The organism is Nostoc sp. FACHB-110 (assembly GCF_014697425.1).
GTDB lineage: Bacteria > Cyanobacteriota > Cyanobacteriia > Cyanobacteriales > Nostocaceae > Nostoc_B.
Window position 1 is genome coordinate 16,670 of sequence record NZ_JACJRU010000015.1, and the last position, 14,338, is coordinate 31,007.

Below are 14,338 nucleotides of genomic sequence, written 5' to 3' on the forward strand. Positions count from 1 at the left end.
ACGACATGCTGCGCGAACGATTCATGAGGCAGCGCGTTGCTCTGGTTCCCAGAGTTGTAGCGACTGCCGTCTCGCAGCCAACCGTTCCGGTGTGGCGGGAGCATTCTCTCGGAGTTTAGGTAAGGGAATAGAGGATAGGGAGTAGGGAATAGGGTAGTACAAAGAATGATTGCCATATCATCCTCTAGTTCTTACTTATTCCCTACTTTTCTATCTAATTTTTAATCCCTAATCTGGCTTGTAAAGCTTCACGCGCGTGTTCTCGGTCATCAAAGTGAATTTTTTCGGTTCCCAGAATTTGGTAGTCTTCGTGACCTTTACCTGCTAACAATACTCCGTCACCAGGTTGAGCTTGCAAAATTGCTGTTTGAATAGCTGTTGCCCGATCGCAGATCACTGTAGGCTGGACTGTATCGGGTATACCTACCAAAATATCTTGCAAAATCTTTTCTGGGTCTTCGGTGCGGGGATTATCAGAAGTTACTACTGCTAAATCTGCTAAGTCGGCGGCGATTTTACCCATTTTCGGGCGTTTGGTGCGATCGCGATCGCCACCACAGCCAAACACACAAATCATTTTGCCAGGAATAAATGGGCGTGCAGCTTTGAGCAAGTTTTCTAAACTATCAGGGGTATGGGCATAATCCACAATCACGCTGATATCTTGTTGTGGCGTAATTTGCACCCGTTCCATCCGTCCGGGAACACCAGGAAATTCAGCAATCGCAGCTGCGATTAATTCTAAGTCTAGTCCGAGGTGTAAAACTGCACCGACAGCAGCTAAGACGTTTTCTAAATTGTACTGTCCGACCAGGGGCGAACGAAAAGCAATTTCACCCTTGGGTGTATGCAGAACTCCACTCACGCCATTTGGTTGATAGTTTAAATCACTCAGCCATAAATCAGCATTGTGATTGCTGACGCTGTAACTCCAAACTTTTTCGGGAGACAAGGCGGCAATTAAACGCTTACCGTAAGCATCATCGGCGTTAATTACTGCCCTTCCTTTGAGATAATTTGGACTAAACAACAACGCTTTGGCGGCGAAATAATCCTCCATATCGCTGTGGTAGTCCAAATGGTCTTGGGTGAGGTTGGTAAATACCCCCACCTCAAAGGGACACCCCAAAACCCGACCTTGGGCTAACGCGTGGGAACTCACTTCCATTACGCCAAACTCACAACCTGCATTCACGGCGGCGGCTAACTGTTGTTGCAATTCCACTGCAAATGGTGTGGTGTGGACAGCAGTCTGCACAAAACCGGGCCAACGGGTGTAGAGAGTACCCATCAACGCGGTAGATAAATGGGCTTTGTTGAGGAAAAATTCTACTAGGTGAGTTGTGGTGGTTTTGCCATTTGTACCAGTCACACCTACTAATTTGAGTTTTTGTCCGGGATAGTCGTAAAAAGCCGCTGCTATTTGGGCGCAAGCTTGATTCATGTCACTGGCACTAATAACTACAGCCTCCGGTGTGGGAGGATTTTTTGCGGCAGCTTGGGCAGAAACAATTGCCGCTACTGCGCCGGATGCGATGGCACTTGGCCAAAATTCCCCACCATCCACCCTTGTTCCTGGCATTCCAATAAACAAATCCCCATCGCTACAAGCATGAGAGTTAGTTTTTAAACCTTTAACTTCTGCCTCGGCCAAGCTGGGATGGTTGGGTATTTGGGCCACGCTGTCTACTGCTGCTAGTAATTCCCGCAATTTCATGTTGTGAACCTCGCCACACGATTTTCTTGCGCTTATTCTGCATTATTTTTTTCGGTATTGGATAAATACTTACACAACATTTGCTGAATTTGCAGGACATTTGACCGGGGAGATGGACGAGGTAAAGGCTGTTCAACTATCTGGGAACCTTGCAAGCTGGCTAAAAACAGCACTGGCACTTCATATTGATACGCCCCAAACCAATCTTCACGAGTTGTAATGTCACGGATTTCTAACTGTAGAGATGTAAAATCTGGTGACTTTAAGATTTGCTCTAGTTTTTCTTGTAAGCCCTCGCACAAATGACAACCGGGTTTGCTGTATAAAATCAATCGCATTTGCTCTTTACCGTTACATACACTGCCAAGATGCGATCGCTCGCATCCTTAAAAGCCATGATAGGCTGAAATTTCATATCTAGGAATGCGATTAAATTAGAATAGTAAGAACTACTGACAATCACAAAAGGAGTAAATTTAAAATGCAGATTAGAGGTATTAAGCGCGGTCAAATTATTGAATTATTAGAGCAAATTAATAGTATTCCTGATGGAGCAGAAGTCATTGTAAATGTAGAATTGCCTAGCACTAAGTCTATTGGAAAAAAACAGCAATTAACAGATGAACAGAGGTTAATCAAACTCAACCAATTATTTGGAGTTTGGCAAAACCAACCAGATTTAGGAGAAATTTTTGACGAAATTGATCAACAGCGTCACAGTTATCACGGTAGACTAATAAATGACCTCGAGTAAGTAAGAATATCTGATGTATCTTTTAGATACTAATATTTGTATTGCTCTGCTTAAAAGAAATCCTCAAGTAATAGCTATATTTAATCGATTTTTTAGCCAGTGTTATCTATCTACAATTATAGTCTCAGAACTTTATAAAGGTATTTACTGTTCTAAACAAATTGAAGAAAACTTAGAAGCTTTAGCACAATTGACTGAATTATTACCTGTTGAGCCATTTGATTTAGCTGCTGCTGTAGAATTTGGGATAATTCAAGGTGAATTGAGAAGAATTGGCAAGCCAACAGGAGAAATAGATGTACTAATTGCTGCTGTTGTTCGTTCTCGGGGTGATATTCTTGTGACTAATAACATCAAAGATTTTGAAAATATCGAGAATTTGCAATTAGTTAACTGGTTGGCTGATTAAATATATTTATGATGCTTGATTGGGTGAAGCTTACTATCACCCAAGCTCATCTTTGAAAAAACGCAATGTTAAAGCCCCGCAATCACCTGCTGCACTCGCTCTAAACTGGTATTATCTTGTTGTTGAGCATAAATTTTTATTGCTTGTTCAAAAGCTTGTTTAGCTTCTACTTTCTTTTTCAAAGCTAATAGAGAATTCCCTTTATTTTCATAAGCTGCGGCATAATTAGGGTCACGTTGAATGACACGATCGCAATCTTTAATTGCATCCTCATATTTTTTGCGATTAAATCTAGCTAAACTACGCTGATAATAAGCTTCGATATAATTTTCATCTATTTCAATAGCGCGGTCAAAATCTTTGGTTGCATCTTTATGTTCGTCAATCGCTGCGCGAGCAAGTCCGCGATTCAAATATGCCCAAGCCCAACTATGAGAATTATCAATTGCTTTATCATAATCTTGAATTGCTCCTTGATAATCTTTTAATGCAAAGCGCGCTAAACCTCGATTATGATAAGCATCGGCAAATTTAGTATTAATTCTAATTGCTTGCGAAGCTTCCGTAATTACTGCGGCATAATCTTTTTGGATGCGCTGCACTGTCGCGCGTCCATTATACGCTTCGGCATTATTGGGGTCGATGCGAATTGCTTGGTCAAAGTCAGTTAATGCGCTTTGATAATCATTCTGCTCAATGCGAGTTAGACCCCGGCTGCTGTAAGCTCTGGCATAATTTGGGTCAATTTCAATAGCTTTATTATAATCAGCGATCGCGGCTTGATAATTTTTTAATTGACTAGCCGCCAAACCTCGACTAGTATAAATTTGAGCGTCTTTAGGGTTTAATTCAATAGCTTTGTTGTAATAGGCGATCGCACTTTGATATCTCTTGCTACTACTTAGAGTATCTCCCCATCGGCTATAATCTAAAGCATCTGCGCGAATATTATTAGGTAAACTATCAACATCAAGATTCGCACCTCTTAAATCTGCATTTTGCAAATTCGCGCCATTTAATTTACTTCCAATTAAATCTGCTCCTTGCAAATTAGCATTGTAGAGATTGGCATTTTGCAAGTCAGTACCGTTAAGTTTGGCATTACTTAAGTCAGTATTTTGTAAGTCAGCATAACTAAGATTGGCATTTTTCAGTTCTACACCCCTCAAGATATAACCATTTAAATTAACGCGACTCAGGTTAACACCATTTAGTGAGGCATTACGGAAGTTAAAATTTCGCAAATCTGCATTGCTTAAATCTACACCGTTGAAATTTACCCCTTGAAGATTGACATTATCAAAACGTACACCCCGCAGATTGACAAAATCCAAATCAACACCGCTTAAGTTTGCACCACTTAAATCCGCATTGCTTAAATCCGCACTAGTTAAATTAGCATTTCGCAAATCAGCACCACTCAAGTTTGTTCCACTCAAATCAGCATCACGCAGATTTGCACTTTGTAAGTCAGCACGAAACAAATTTGCTCGAAATAGTCGAGCTTTACTCAAATTAGTATTGCGTAAATTAGCACCGCTTAAATCAACACCACTCAAATCAGCATCACTCAAATTAGACTCATAAAGGTCTGCACGAATTAAATTTTTCCGACTTAAGTTAGCTCCCCTTAAATCACATTTAGGACATTGATTGGTATCTATTAGTTGCTTAATATGCTCTGGTTTTTCTGCATAAACCGGAATTGTGATTAACAACGGAGTCAATAAACTAATCGCCACAAAAAACTTTTTCGCAATTATTGGCCTATTGTTGACAGTAATTTTCCCTTGCATCCGTAACTAATCCTTCAACCTTTTGTCATAGAGATAAATTACTCTACAAGCTTAAATCTAGAATTACAGATAAATTTTCAGCAATTTTTGTGCCTTAGTCCCTTGTTTACACTGAGATTTGGCAATTTTACGACACAATCTTTTTCCGTAGATGCCTGCTGATTTATCTTCAGCAAAATTTTTTATATTACAAAATGTAAAAACCCTGCTCAAAACTGAGCAGGGTTTTGTAAAGTTTCTTTGTTAAATTCTCAGCTTGCCAGTCTAAAACATATTCATAATCGTAATGATACTTGCACTAGTTAACATAATCAAACCGCCCATGACTATGGATACGCCTAGGTTGTTGGGTTTAGAAGTGTTCATTTTTTAAATTCCTAAAAAGTGATTATGCTTTGTTTAAGAATAACAGTCTCAGTATAAATATCTATGGAAGCAATGCAAAACTTAAAATAGCGTAAACCTTCTTAGTAAAAGCTGTTGTGTATACTTACAAATTCTGGTCAAGCTAATTTTTTGACTGCGGAAATTATCATTGACAACTATCTTTGGTTATAGAGACAACTTTTTTCAAGGATGACTATTGCTTTTGATCCCCGACTTCTATCAAAAATAGGGGATTTTGTTACTCTAGGAATGCTGATGAGACGGTAAGATGAATAGCCTGAGTGTAAAATTCCTGAGATGAGTTAACTTTTTTAGAATTAAGTAGCCGTCATGAACTATGTACTCCAAAAAATATCAAAGAGTGACTAGTATTTTTACTCAGCCTTTTTCAACTTATATAAAATTCCTCAAGCAATTCATAACGACTAACTTTTATGATTAAAATCCTCCACCTTTCTGACATCCACATGGGAAGCGGCTTCTCCCACGGGAAAATTAATCCGGCGACAGGGTTGAATACGCGTTTAGAGGATTTTGTAAATACTTTATCGTTGTGTATCGATCGCGCCCTGAATGATCCTGTAGATTTAGTCATATTTGGTGGTGATGCGTTTCCTGATGCGACACCACCGCCTTATGTCCAAGAAGCTTTTGCAGGCCAGTTTCGCCGTCTGGTGGATGCAAATATCCCGACAGTATTGTTGGTAGGAAATCATGACCAACATTCCCAAGGTTTGGGAGGCGCAAGCTTAAATATTTATCGAACTTTGGGTGTACCAGGTTTTGTGGTTGGTGATACGTTAAAAACCCACCATATTCCAACTCGTAACGGTAAAGTTCAAGTAATTACTCTTCCTTGGTTGACTCGTTCTACATTAATGACGCGCCAAGAAACAGAGGGTTTGTCGATATCAGAAGTCAACCAATTGCTAACACAAAGATTGGAAGTTGTGATTGAAGGAGAAATTCGCCGCCTTGACCCAGATGCGCCAACTATATTATTAGCTCACTTGATGGCGGATAATGCTAGTTTGGGCGCAGAACGTTTACTGGCGGTGGGTAAGGGTTTTACTTTACCGTTATCTTTACTGACACGACCTTGTTTTGATTATGTGGCGTTGGGACACGTTCACAAACACCAAAATTTAAATAAATCTAATAACCCGCCAGTAATTTATCCCGGAAGTATTGAACGGGTAGATTTTAGCGAGGAAAAAGAAGATAAAGGCTATGTCACGGTGGAACTAGAACGGGGAAATACAACCTGGGAATTTTGTCCTTTACCAGTTCGCAGTTTCCGCACAATTGAAGTGGATATCTCCAAAGCTGAAGATCCCCAGGCGGCGATTATCAAAGCGATCGCTAAATATGATATTCAAGATGCAGTAGTGCGATTAATTTACAAACTGCGTTCCGAACAGTTAGATGTAATTGATAATTCTGCTTTACATACCGCTTTAAAATCAGCCCACACTTACACTATTCAACCAGAATTACTCAGTCAGTTAGCTCGTCCTCGCGTACCAGAATTAAGTGCGAGTAGCAGCATTGACCCAATGGAAGCATTGAAAACCTATTTAAATAATCGTGAAGACCTCAAAGATATCGCCGCAACTATGCTAGAAGCTGCGGAAAAATTGCTATCTGATGATGTCGAAGTTTGGTTAGAATCCCCAATAAGTTAGACTGGTTCAAAAAGTTATGCACAAATATAACGTTGGTGACACTGTTTCAATCAGTGGTACTAATCCTGAGATAGTACCAAAGCTGAAAATTATAAACTTATTGCCTGAACTTAAATATGAGTGCCGAGTCTTTGGCAAGCTTCCGGCTGGTCTAAAAATCTCAGTATCAGTAACTTTAGCCGAGCATCAGTTAGCCGGCTAGAATGAATCCCCAATGGTTATTTAGGTGGTTGGGGTTGTTGTGGGGTGGCTGGCATTCTGGCTAAAGCAACAGTTAGGGCAGAGGAAAGGGCCGCTATAGTTTGCGCCCAACCGGAACCAATTACCCCAGCACCGCCTAAAGTAGTAGACACGACGGCGACAGATCCAAAAATTGCAGTTAGCCGATCCAAATTTTTTTGAGTCATATTATTTATGTTCGGTTGCATTACGAATAGTCAATTGTGCTTTAATCTCGATAATGTCTCTGTCTAGCAGGTCAAAGCGTCGTTCCATTTCATCGAATCCTAAAGCAATGCCAGTAGAAATATCTTTTTGATTATTTCTAAGGTGTTCAAAATCTCGCTGTGCAGCGTATTCTTTTTTAGCGTTGTCTGCTGCTTGCTGAGTTGATAAGTGTTTATCAAGATTGATTTTATTAATCCACCAAACAACCCAGCCGGAGGAAGCACAAACGGAAGCTAATAAGAAACTAGCAACGTTTGCATCAAATTTCATTAGCTAAAAGCTTCTAATTTGAAATTCCACTGAGCGAACATATCATTGGGTGTCAGTGGTAAATATCGAGATGCCCTAATAATTGCTGGCGTTCTTAGTAAATATCCTTGAGAAGCCAAAACTTGAGGAATTTGAAATTCATAAATGGTTGGTAAATCACGCACCTTAATGTAATAAGGCGGTGAAACATCGCTATTAGGGTAATAGAACCTCAAATAAGCAGCACTTCTAAACTTCCACTTATTCCAATCATCCAAATTTTGGATTGTGGTAGTGATGCGAAAAGTTTGAGAAAGTGCCTCATTGGGGAAGAACTGCCAGCTATTACTAACAGTTAATTCCCCTAGCGATTCCCAATTAGCCACGGCTAACAACGCGACGAGCAAAGCCAACGCTTTGTATTGTGCCAGTGCCGCCACCAGTAATAGCGTAAGCATCGCCTTTGAGCGCGTCCAAAATAGTAGCTAGCTTGGCATTAGTGCAAAGCAGTTTCAGGCGGCTGGGTTTTCCGGCTGAAGTCTTGGTGATAGCCGTAACGCGTCTGAGAATGCCTTTTTTCAAGAGTTCCGCTACTTGATACTCTGGTAAATCCTGTTCATTATCGGCGGCTACAGTAATACCTGTTTCTGTAGCGATTTGTCCGGCATACAAACCAGCCGGAGCGCGAAAAGCGTATTTACTTGTAACATTTCCGGCTGTTGCTAACGCAACATATTTACTTAACTTTGCCATTTCATCCTCTAGAAACTTGTTTTCTACGTTGGTTTAAAGATTTGATTACGCCAGACTTACCATCAGTAATAGAAAAGCTTTTACCGACTGCGTTTTCAAGAACTGCGGGAAAAACTAACCTATTGCAAAGTAGGTTTAAGCTTTCCCTTTTACCTTCTATCAAGACAATTGCATTGACTCGAATTAATGCACCTTCTAGGAGTAAGTTTTTGACTAAAACCTCTGGCTTATCTAGTTCATTTTCTGCTGCTGGATAAATACCTGTAACGGCACTTCCTATACTTTGATAAAGTCCGGCTGTTGAACGAAAATAGAACTTATCAAAAGCAGCATCAGTAATAAAATACTTTTGCAGTTTGGGCATAAATTACCCAAGTTGAATATGTGTGGGGTAGTAAGCAGTTTTGATTTTGAAATTGCGGAATGTTGCGCCAATCAAAGCCGCACGAGCTTGCATAGATTTATCAACAGCAACTATCAATTCTGAGGTTTTGCGCTTGCCATTAGCAGCAATATAAGAGACTTTGATTTTCCGCACTAAACCTTCTGCTACTGCGCGGCCAACCGTTGTACTAGGAACTCCTGCGGGCGGATCACCTACAAGTTTTACCACTCCTAAAGAACTGCCAACATTGTTGTAAACGTCTGGAAGAACCAATAAAACCCGGTTGTCTCCTGTGCCTATTATATGTGGTACATTCTCAACCCCTGAAATTCTTGTAGCCATAAATCCAATTTAGATGTGTTGTAACAACTGATTAATCAATTGCTAACACGGCTCTAATATGGTTCCGTGACTTGGAAACCTAATAGGTTTCCTTATGTCCTGGAAGTGTTAAACAAGTCTCAGTAATTTACGCTAGGAGTGCTGTATTTCTACGAGTAGTATCTATCAGAAAAATTGGGGGTGCAGTGCTTCCGAATGATACATAAGCGTAACGAAATCTTAGGTTAGCAATTGGTCTATAGGCACGTTTTTTATAATGTGTACCCAATATCGTGTCAGTACCAATTGATGCTTGAGTCGTGCTGTCTTTTTCTGGTGTGCCAACATTGATTTTATTGAGGTCGAAAGGTTGGTCTATTGCATTACATAATTTTTCGTAAAGTGTAATTGCTTCAGATTTAGAATTTACTAGCCAATAATTACCTTTAGGGAATCCATGAATTGGGTCGGTATAGCTAACTGAAATTTTGCCACAAGTGTAAGTAATACCTTTTTGACCTTCCATAAATAAGTTCTTAATTTCATGAGCTATATCTAATAAATTAGCTCTAGTAATTGCTGGTAAAGATTCACCAGCTTTGGAGGCATAGCGCATTAATCTACATGACTTTTCATGGTCGATTCTCTTACCATCTACAGGTACAGCTTGAGCATCTTGTGAAAAATACAAAAATAATTGTGGGTGGTCTGAAACTGGGATAGTAGCATCAAAGTTACTACCATAAAAAATTGATAAATTCTTTCTGCTATAGCCAATAACATCAAAAAATAATGATGTTCTTAAGTTCCAAGTAGCAATATTATCGTCATCTTTGAGGCGACAAGCTAACTTCAGACTTGGGCGAGGGCCGGATAAATCACCATTACCCTGAACATCACTAAAAAACTTATCTACTCGCTTATTATATTCAAGCATATAAGTTTGCTGTAAATGTTCCCATGAATCAAAATTTGCAGGTAATTCTGTCATGGTTAATCATCCGCATCAAATAAATCTGAGATGTCAAAACCAACAGTAAAACTTGCTGCTTTAGCTGCTTCTCGCTCGGTTTTAACTTTGGCAGCTTCACCAGGGTCTATGCCGTCTTTGGTGTCTGGTTCTTGCTTGATGGCTTTGATTAAATCTGTTGTTGAATTATTAAACTCACTAACTGAACTGGCAACATCTACGGGGATTTGAGCGACCATTGCAACAGTGTTAGCACCTTCTTGAAGTTGCTGTAATTTTGTTATCCACTTGTTATCAAAGCTGGGTTGTGGGTTCATCCAGCTATATGCTTTTTCACCTACTACGCCCCAAATTCTTAAAGCATTGCCGATTCTTCCTGTATACCCACCAATAACTTCTAAGGCATTAGTAATTACAGCATTTACATTCATTAGGTTGTTAAGAACATTGGTAGTTGCTTGATAAATGCGGTTGGCTTTTTCCCAAGAGGCTTTGAGAGTTACATAGTTATCAGCACCAACAATAGATTTAATAAAGTTCTCAATCGAGCTAGAAATGATTGCTCCAATATCAAATGGTTGCCCGTTGTCGTCCTTTAAGCCAATTAGCTGTAATACATTGTTTAAAGCACCTAGTAGCGTCTGCCCAACATCATTACTCAGCATGACAGCATTATGAATGGTGGCTGCAAATGTGAGTAAATTTATTGCTCTATCAAGTTGTAACCACTGAGTAAAGCGCGTGAGTTTACCGCTTAGTCCGCCAGGAAGCTGATCACCCAGCTTATTGTTAATTACGCCTAACAGTGCTAATTCAGGAATCTGCGCTCCAGCGTTGAGTTTGTCTAATAGGCTTCCCGTATTTTGGTTGTTGTGGTTGTTTACATTGTTTATTGCATCATCCAAGGACTTACCAGCACACCCACCGTTAAGACTTCTGCAAATTGCGGTTCCGGTTGCTCTTTCTATATCTGAGGGTTTGGGAATGTTTGGATTAATTAACCCGGCGGCTCGTGCCGGAATGAGTGGAAGCATCGTCAGGATTGAATCTAATTTGGGCAATGCATCCTTATTCACTTTCTCCTGTTCTCCAATTCGAGTATTTAATTTATCTAAATCAGTTTTGAGTTGAGTATTCTGCTTTTCAATTTCACCTAACTTGCTTGTTGTAGTCGTATAGTTGCTACTAACAGTTACGCTTACTTTCTCATTCTGCTTTTGAATTTCTTGTTGCCACTGTTGGGCTTTGTATTCAAAAGATTGTTCGTAAGTTTTACGGAGAGTTGCGTTAACCCCTTCTATTTCTTGTTTGGTGATTCCGTTACTTTTAATTTGGGTTAAGTCTTGCCTGATGGCTTTCTGCTCAAGTTCTACGGGTTGAGTCTTGCCATTAATTAATTTGATAGTAAATTGTTTTAAGTCTTCAATTTTAGTGTCTATAGTTTTAGGAATATTAGTAACAGTAGTTTGAACCGTCCTAACGCCTGACTGCAATTCAGTAATAATTTTAGATTGGATACTTATTTGATTATTAACTTTTTGAACTTCTCCGTTAGCTTGCTGTAGGGATTTTTGTAAATTAGTAATAGTAGTGCTTACTGATTTCTGAAAATTCTCGTTTATTCCTGATAATGTTTTGCTAATTTGATATTTTATGGTAGCTATATCAGAGGCTTGCTGGGCTATCTTCTCTTCTACAATCTTTCTACCTTGTCTGACCTCATACAGAGCGTCATTTCCCTTTTTAGCTGCTTGTTCCGCTTGTGTTTTTACATTAAAAAAGTTTTTAGAAATATTATCTAAATCTTTATTGTTGCGTTGTAATATTTTGTTCTGAGCATCGATTTTTTTATTCAATGCTCTGATATCTAAAACATTGCGCTGATATCTATCAAAAGCTTTTTGGAATTCTGAATTATTTTTAAGCTCGTTATCAATTCCAATATTCTGTATCTGAATGTCAGTAATAGTTTTAGCTGCAATAACCAGTGTTAACCCAGCTAACACAGCTAAACTTGCTAATCCTCCACCTGCCTTTGCTGCTTTAACTTCTTTATTTCGACCAGGAATTTTAGATAGTAATTTATCCCATAATTTACCGCTTTCTTTAACACTACTTTTTAGGGCTTTAGCTTGCTTTGCCGCTTCTCTTGCACCTTTGCGACTCATAAACTGAGAAGTAACACGCCTAGCCTTTTTAGCTTCTAACAAAAGCTTTCCTGGTTGCCCGTTAACATACTTTGAAAGCTTGTATGCTCTCAAAGATGAAGGTGATATCTGTTGAGATATTGTCATGCTTATTAGTCATTAATAAAAAAATTCAGAATATTAGACAAGACATTTTGAGATTCACCAGCATTTTTATTATGCTCATCAACTGAATCCAAAATATTTTTTATATCGTCAATCAACTCTTTGGTTATTCCACCTAAATCAAGAATGTCATTTTCGGCTTTTGATAATCTCTTGAGTATGCTGATTAGATTAGTATTGTCGCCTGTTCCTAATTTGGCTTGATTAATTTTGTCTTCTAAAACTTTGACTCTACGATTAATGCTACCCAGTTGATTATTAACCTTTTGAAATTCACTTTTAACCCTAACAACTTCAGTGTTTAAAGCTACTAATTGCTCTTTTAATCCTTCACAGCAATCACTCTTACTCATGCCTTCACCTGCTTTAATGTTGCAGTAGCTTGGGCAATTTTTGATTTAACATGATTGCATGGAACGCAACAGTAACCAGGGTAATGATTGCATTCACACTTTATCTCATCACTAGCACAGTCATTTTCGCATCTAATTTTATAAACAGGACATGGCTTATTATTCCGTTGCTCACTAAATAACAACGTATTACCGTTTTTTATTTCAATTTTGCATCCAGTGATATTTGCAAGAGAAATACTAACCGGGAAATCATAAACAAATTGACTAGTAATTTGATTGCTGGCGTTCACCAGTTCTATCAAATAGTCACCTGCTTTTGGTTGTCTCTCATAGGTGGTATTAGCAAACAAATTATAAGAATGAGATTGAAATGTGAATATTGTTTCTCCAGCCTGATTTTTGACATTCCAATACGGATTGTCACTATTAGTAATTGGCGTAAGCGTAACATCTACTGGCGTTTGTTTAGTTTCAAAGTTTTTTTCTTGTTCACCCTGCCATTGCCATATAACAATAGCTTTTGATTTATTTTCACAAGCCATAATTTTTATATTGTTGGTGCGGTTGTTTTATATGGATGTCCTACGGGTAATTTACTTTTTAATCTCCACTTATTGGCTAGGTAGCCTTCTATCTTCTGTCTAATTGTTTCTGACACCGGAGAATAAAGGAAAATTATCTCTGCAATACTTCCATTGAGTAATGCGTTGTTATAGTTAATCGCCCCAATCGTGACTTCATTACAAACACCATTGTCAGTGTTTGTGCTAGTCGCAAAATTATAATTACCACCGTTTACACGTTTTTCTATTTTTCTTCCAGGTGTAAGACTGAAGGCAAATTCAAAAATAGACCATTCGCCAGCCGTTGAGCCAATACTTAATGACGGGTTATTCCCTTGTATCTCGAAACTATCTGCTATTGGATTGCTGATATAGAGATAGTTTCGCAGTGAGCCTGCGGTGTTTGGTGTGCCATCAAATAAACCCCATCTGTTGCTATCTGCGTATTTAGCAACAAAATACATAGTTATATTTGTGCCGTAATTGTAGTAACCGCTTTTGATGTAATCGTCTATTCCATCAAAGGTAAGTGCTTTTTTGGTGATGGTATCCGAATAATTTGTTAGCTTTGGTTTTTTACTTTGATTAGACTGGGTAAAGTTATTTCCATTCCCGCTTATATCGTTCCACTGGGAGACATAATCATTACCGTCTTTTGATAGACTGCTTAAATTATTTGCGTCTAACCATAACTGAATACCTGTGTTTGATGGCAACCATAGATTAGTTGTTTCTTCAGTTTCAATATTGTTATTTCCTCCACTATTATTTGTTGAGTTTAAATTTAAGTTGCTTGCTTTGATTTTTCCTGTAATATTGTTTGCTACATCATAAACAATCAAGTAATCATCTGGGTTTATTGCTGTTATCTCTGGTAATTCGTTAATCTTCATTTGGGCTGAATACCTCTATTACAATCGTGTGCCTTACGAATAATAAATTTGCTCGATTAATTAGGTTATCTCTCCACCTAAACAGATTTAGAGAATAGTAATTCTGATTATTGAATTCAATTGGATTATCAATTTCATTTGTGATTGCATTACCGTTTTCATCTTCAATAAAGCCCTGAAAGTTGCTTAAGGCTTTTATCAAAATCGCAGTTAATAGCGATTCGGCTGTGTTGCTATTGCTGGGAGTTAATAAAGGTAAATCAGACTTTCTAATAGTGAGAGTCTGATTATCTTGTGAAGCATTAACCCCAAATAATTGTTGTAGGGTTAAATTCTCCATA

19 protein-coding genes are annotated in these 14,338 nt (G+C 38.7%); 3 read left to right on the forward strand and 16 right to left on the reverse strand.

Going from position 1 to position 14,338, the window contains the following annotated elements; translation table 11 throughout:
- Positions 1-21: 21 nt before the first annotated feature.
- Genes H6G69_RS15705 through H6G69_RS15715 form a run of 3 tightly spaced genes read right to left on the reverse strand, consistent with a single transcriptional unit; the run spans position 22 to position 2,055 of the window.
- Positions 22-162, reverse strand: a complete 141-nt coding sequence (locus tag H6G69_RS15705) for a hypothetical protein (protein ID WP_190688672.1) — start codon at positions 160-162, stop codon at positions 22-24.
- Positions 163-214: 52 nt separating this feature from the next.
- Complete coding sequence (locus H6G69_RS15710; RefSeq protein ID WP_190688675.1) at positions 215-1,717, reverse strand: UDP-N-acetylmuramoyl-L-alanyl-D-glutamate--2,6-diaminopimelate ligase; 1,503 nt, start codon at positions 1,715-1,717, stop codon at positions 215-217.
- A gap of 32 nt (positions 1,718-1,749) precedes the next feature.
- Positions 1,750-2,055: a glutaredoxin family protein gene (locus H6G69_RS15715; protein ID WP_190688677.1), complete on the reverse strand. Its 306-nt coding sequence runs from the start codon at positions 2,053-2,055 to the stop codon at positions 1,750-1,752.
- A gap of 143 nt (positions 2,056-2,198) precedes the next feature.
- Here H6G69_RS15715 and H6G69_RS15720 point away from each other — a divergent pair, with 143 nt between their 5' ends.
- Entirely contained in the window at positions 2,199-2,471 is a 273-nt protein-coding gene (locus H6G69_RS15720; protein ID WP_190688680.1) for a hypothetical protein, read from the forward strand.
- Positions 2,472-2,484: 13 nt separating this feature from the next.
- Complete coding sequence (locus tag H6G69_RS15725; protein ID WP_190688682.1) at positions 2,485-2,880, forward strand: type II toxin-antitoxin system VapC family toxin; 396 nt, start codon at positions 2,485-2,487, stop codon at positions 2,878-2,880.
- Between the two features lie 68 nt (positions 2,881-2,948).
- Here H6G69_RS15725 and H6G69_RS15730 read toward each other — a convergent pair whose 3' ends face one another.
- A complete protein-coding gene (locus H6G69_RS15730) occupies positions 2,949-4,676 on the reverse strand; it encodes a pentapeptide repeat-containing protein (RefSeq protein ID WP_190688685.1) in 1,728 nt (575 codons plus the stop codon).
- An 821-nt stretch (positions 4,677-5,497) separates the two neighbouring features.
- Here H6G69_RS15730 and sbcD point away from each other — a divergent pair.
- A complete protein-coding gene (gene sbcD / locus H6G69_RS15735) occupies positions 5,498-6,748 on the forward strand; it encodes an exonuclease subunit SbcD (RefSeq protein ID WP_190688688.1) in 1,251 nt (416 codons plus the stop codon).
- 218 nt (positions 6,749-6,966) lie between these two features.
- On the opposite strand, the gene H6G69_RS15740 is transcribed toward sbcD, so the two are convergent.
- The 12 genes from H6G69_RS15740 to H6G69_RS15795 all read right to left on the reverse strand — a co-directional run bounded on the left by H6G69_RS15740 (position 6,967) and on the right by H6G69_RS15795 (position 14,337).
- Positions 6,967-7,155 carry a hypothetical protein gene (locus tag H6G69_RS15740; RefSeq protein ID WP_190688691.1) on the reverse strand — a complete coding sequence of 63 codons (189 nt, stop codon included), beginning with the start codon at positions 7,153-7,155 and terminating at the stop codon, positions 6,967-6,969.
- 1 nt (position 7,156) lies between these two features.
- Positions 7,157-7,465: a hypothetical protein gene (locus H6G69_RS15745; protein WP_190688694.1), complete on the reverse strand. Its 309-nt coding sequence runs from the start codon at positions 7,463-7,465 to the stop codon at positions 7,157-7,159.
- Positions 7,465-7,902 carry a hypothetical protein gene (locus H6G69_RS15750; RefSeq protein WP_190688697.1) on the reverse strand — a complete coding sequence of 146 codons (438 nt, stop codon included), beginning with the start codon at positions 7,900-7,902 and terminating at the stop codon, positions 7,465-7,467. The genes H6G69_RS15745 and H6G69_RS15750 overlap by 1 nt, the downstream gene beginning before the upstream one ends.
- A complete protein-coding gene (locus H6G69_RS15755) occupies positions 7,823-8,197 on the reverse strand; it encodes a hypothetical protein (RefSeq protein WP_190688701.1) in 375 nt (124 codons plus the stop codon). Before H6G69_RS15755 ends, H6G69_RS15750 begins: the two co-directional genes overlap by 80 nt.
- A 1-nt stretch (position 8,198) precedes the next feature.
- A complete protein-coding gene (locus tag H6G69_RS15760; RefSeq protein ID WP_190688704.1) occupies positions 8,199-8,561 on the reverse strand; it encodes a hypothetical protein in 363 nt (120 codons plus the stop codon).
- A gap of 3 nt (positions 8,562-8,564) precedes the next feature.
- Positions 8,565-8,924, reverse strand: coding sequence for a hypothetical protein (locus H6G69_RS15765; protein WP_190688707.1), 360 nt, complete (start codon positions 8,922-8,924; stop codon positions 8,565-8,567).
- A gap of 127 nt (positions 8,925-9,051) precedes the next feature.
- Positions 9,052-9,894, reverse strand: coding sequence for a hypothetical protein (locus H6G69_RS15770; RefSeq protein ID WP_190688709.1), 843 nt, complete (start codon positions 9,892-9,894; stop codon positions 9,052-9,054).
- Between the two features lie 2 nt (positions 9,895-9,896).
- Positions 9,897-12,167, reverse strand: coding sequence for a hypothetical protein (locus H6G69_RS15775; protein WP_190688712.1), 2,271 nt, complete (start codon positions 12,165-12,167; stop codon positions 9,897-9,899).
- 5 nt (positions 12,168-12,172) lie between these two features.
- A complete protein-coding gene (locus H6G69_RS15780; RefSeq protein WP_190688715.1) occupies positions 12,173-12,538 on the reverse strand; it encodes a hypothetical protein in 366 nt (121 codons plus the stop codon).
- Positions 12,535-13,083: a hypothetical protein gene (locus tag H6G69_RS15785; protein WP_190688718.1), complete on the reverse strand. Its 549-nt coding sequence runs from the start codon at positions 13,081-13,083 to the stop codon at positions 12,535-12,537. The genes H6G69_RS15780 and H6G69_RS15785 overlap by 4 nt, the downstream gene beginning before the upstream one ends.
- A 5-nt stretch (positions 13,084-13,088) precedes the next feature.
- Positions 13,089-13,997, reverse strand: coding sequence for a hypothetical protein (locus H6G69_RS15790; protein WP_190688721.1), 909 nt, complete (start codon positions 13,995-13,997; stop codon positions 13,089-13,091).
- Entirely contained in the window at positions 13,987-14,337 is a 351-nt protein-coding gene (locus H6G69_RS15795) for a hypothetical protein (RefSeq protein ID WP_190688724.1), read from the reverse strand. The genes H6G69_RS15790 and H6G69_RS15795 overlap by 11 nt, the downstream gene beginning before the upstream one ends.
- Position 14,338 lies beyond the last annotated feature (1 nt).

Coding starts and splice junctions, on each gene's coding strand:
- H6G69_RS15710 (WP_190688675.1), bottom strand. CDS start 1,717: ATGAAATTGCGGGAATTACTAGCAGCAGTAGACAGCGTGGCCCAAATA.
- H6G69_RS15715 (WP_190688677.1), bottom strand. CDS start 2,055: ATGCGATTGATTTTATACAGCAAACCCGGTTGTCATTTGTGCGAGGGC.
- H6G69_RS15720 (WP_190688680.1), top strand. CDS start 2,199: ATGCAGATTAGAGGTATTAAGCGCGGTCAAATTATTGAATTATTAGAG.
- H6G69_RS15725 (WP_190688682.1), top strand. CDS start 2,485: ATGTATCTTTTAGATACTAATATTTGTATTGCTCTGCTTAAAAGAAAT.
- H6G69_RS15730 (WP_190688685.1), bottom strand. CDS start 4,676: ATGCAAGGGAAAATTACTGTCAACAATAGGCCAATAATTGCGAAAAAG.
- sbcD (WP_190688688.1), top strand. CDS start 5,498: ATGATTAAAATCCTCCACCTTTCTGACATCCACATGGGAAGCGGCTTC.
- H6G69_RS15740 (WP_190688691.1), bottom strand. CDS start 7,155: ATGACTCAAAAAAATTTGGATCGGCTAACTGCAATTTTTGGATCTGTC.
- H6G69_RS15745 (WP_190688694.1), bottom strand. CDS start 7,465: ATGAAATTTGATGCAAACGTTGCTAGTTTCTTATTAGCTTCCGTTTGT.
- H6G69_RS15750 (WP_190688697.1), bottom strand. CDS start 7,902: ATGCTTACGCTATTACTGGTGGCGGCACTGGCACAATACAAAGCGTTG.
- H6G69_RS15755 (WP_190688701.1), bottom strand. CDS start 8,197: ATGGCAAAGTTAAGTAAATATGTTGCGTTAGCAACAGCCGGAAATGTT.
- H6G69_RS15760 (WP_190688704.1), bottom strand. CDS start 8,561: ATGCCCAAACTGCAAAAGTATTTTATTACTGATGCTGCTTTTGATAAG.
- H6G69_RS15765 (WP_190688707.1), bottom strand. CDS start 8,924: ATGGCTACAAGAATTTCAGGGGTTGAGAATGTACCACATATAATAGGC.
- H6G69_RS15770 (WP_190688709.1), bottom strand. CDS start 9,894: ATGACAGAATTACCTGCAAATTTTGATTCATGGGAACATTTACAGCAA.
- H6G69_RS15775 (WP_190688712.1), bottom strand. CDS start 12,167: ATGACAATATCTCAACAGATATCACCTTCATCTTTGAGAGCATACAAG.
- H6G69_RS15780 (WP_190688715.1), bottom strand. CDS start 12,538: ATGAGTAAGAGTGATTGCTGTGAAGGATTAAAAGAGCAATTAGTAGCT.
- H6G69_RS15785 (WP_190688718.1), bottom strand. CDS start 13,083: ATGGCTTGTGAAAATAAATCAAAAGCTATTGTTATATGGCAATGGCAG.
- H6G69_RS15790 (WP_190688721.1), bottom strand. CDS start 13,997: ATGAAGATTAACGAATTACCAGAGATAACAGCAATAAACCCAGATGAT.
- H6G69_RS15795 (WP_190688724.1), bottom strand. CDS start 14,337: ATGGAGAATTTAACCCTACAACAATTATTTGGGGTTAATGCTTCACAA.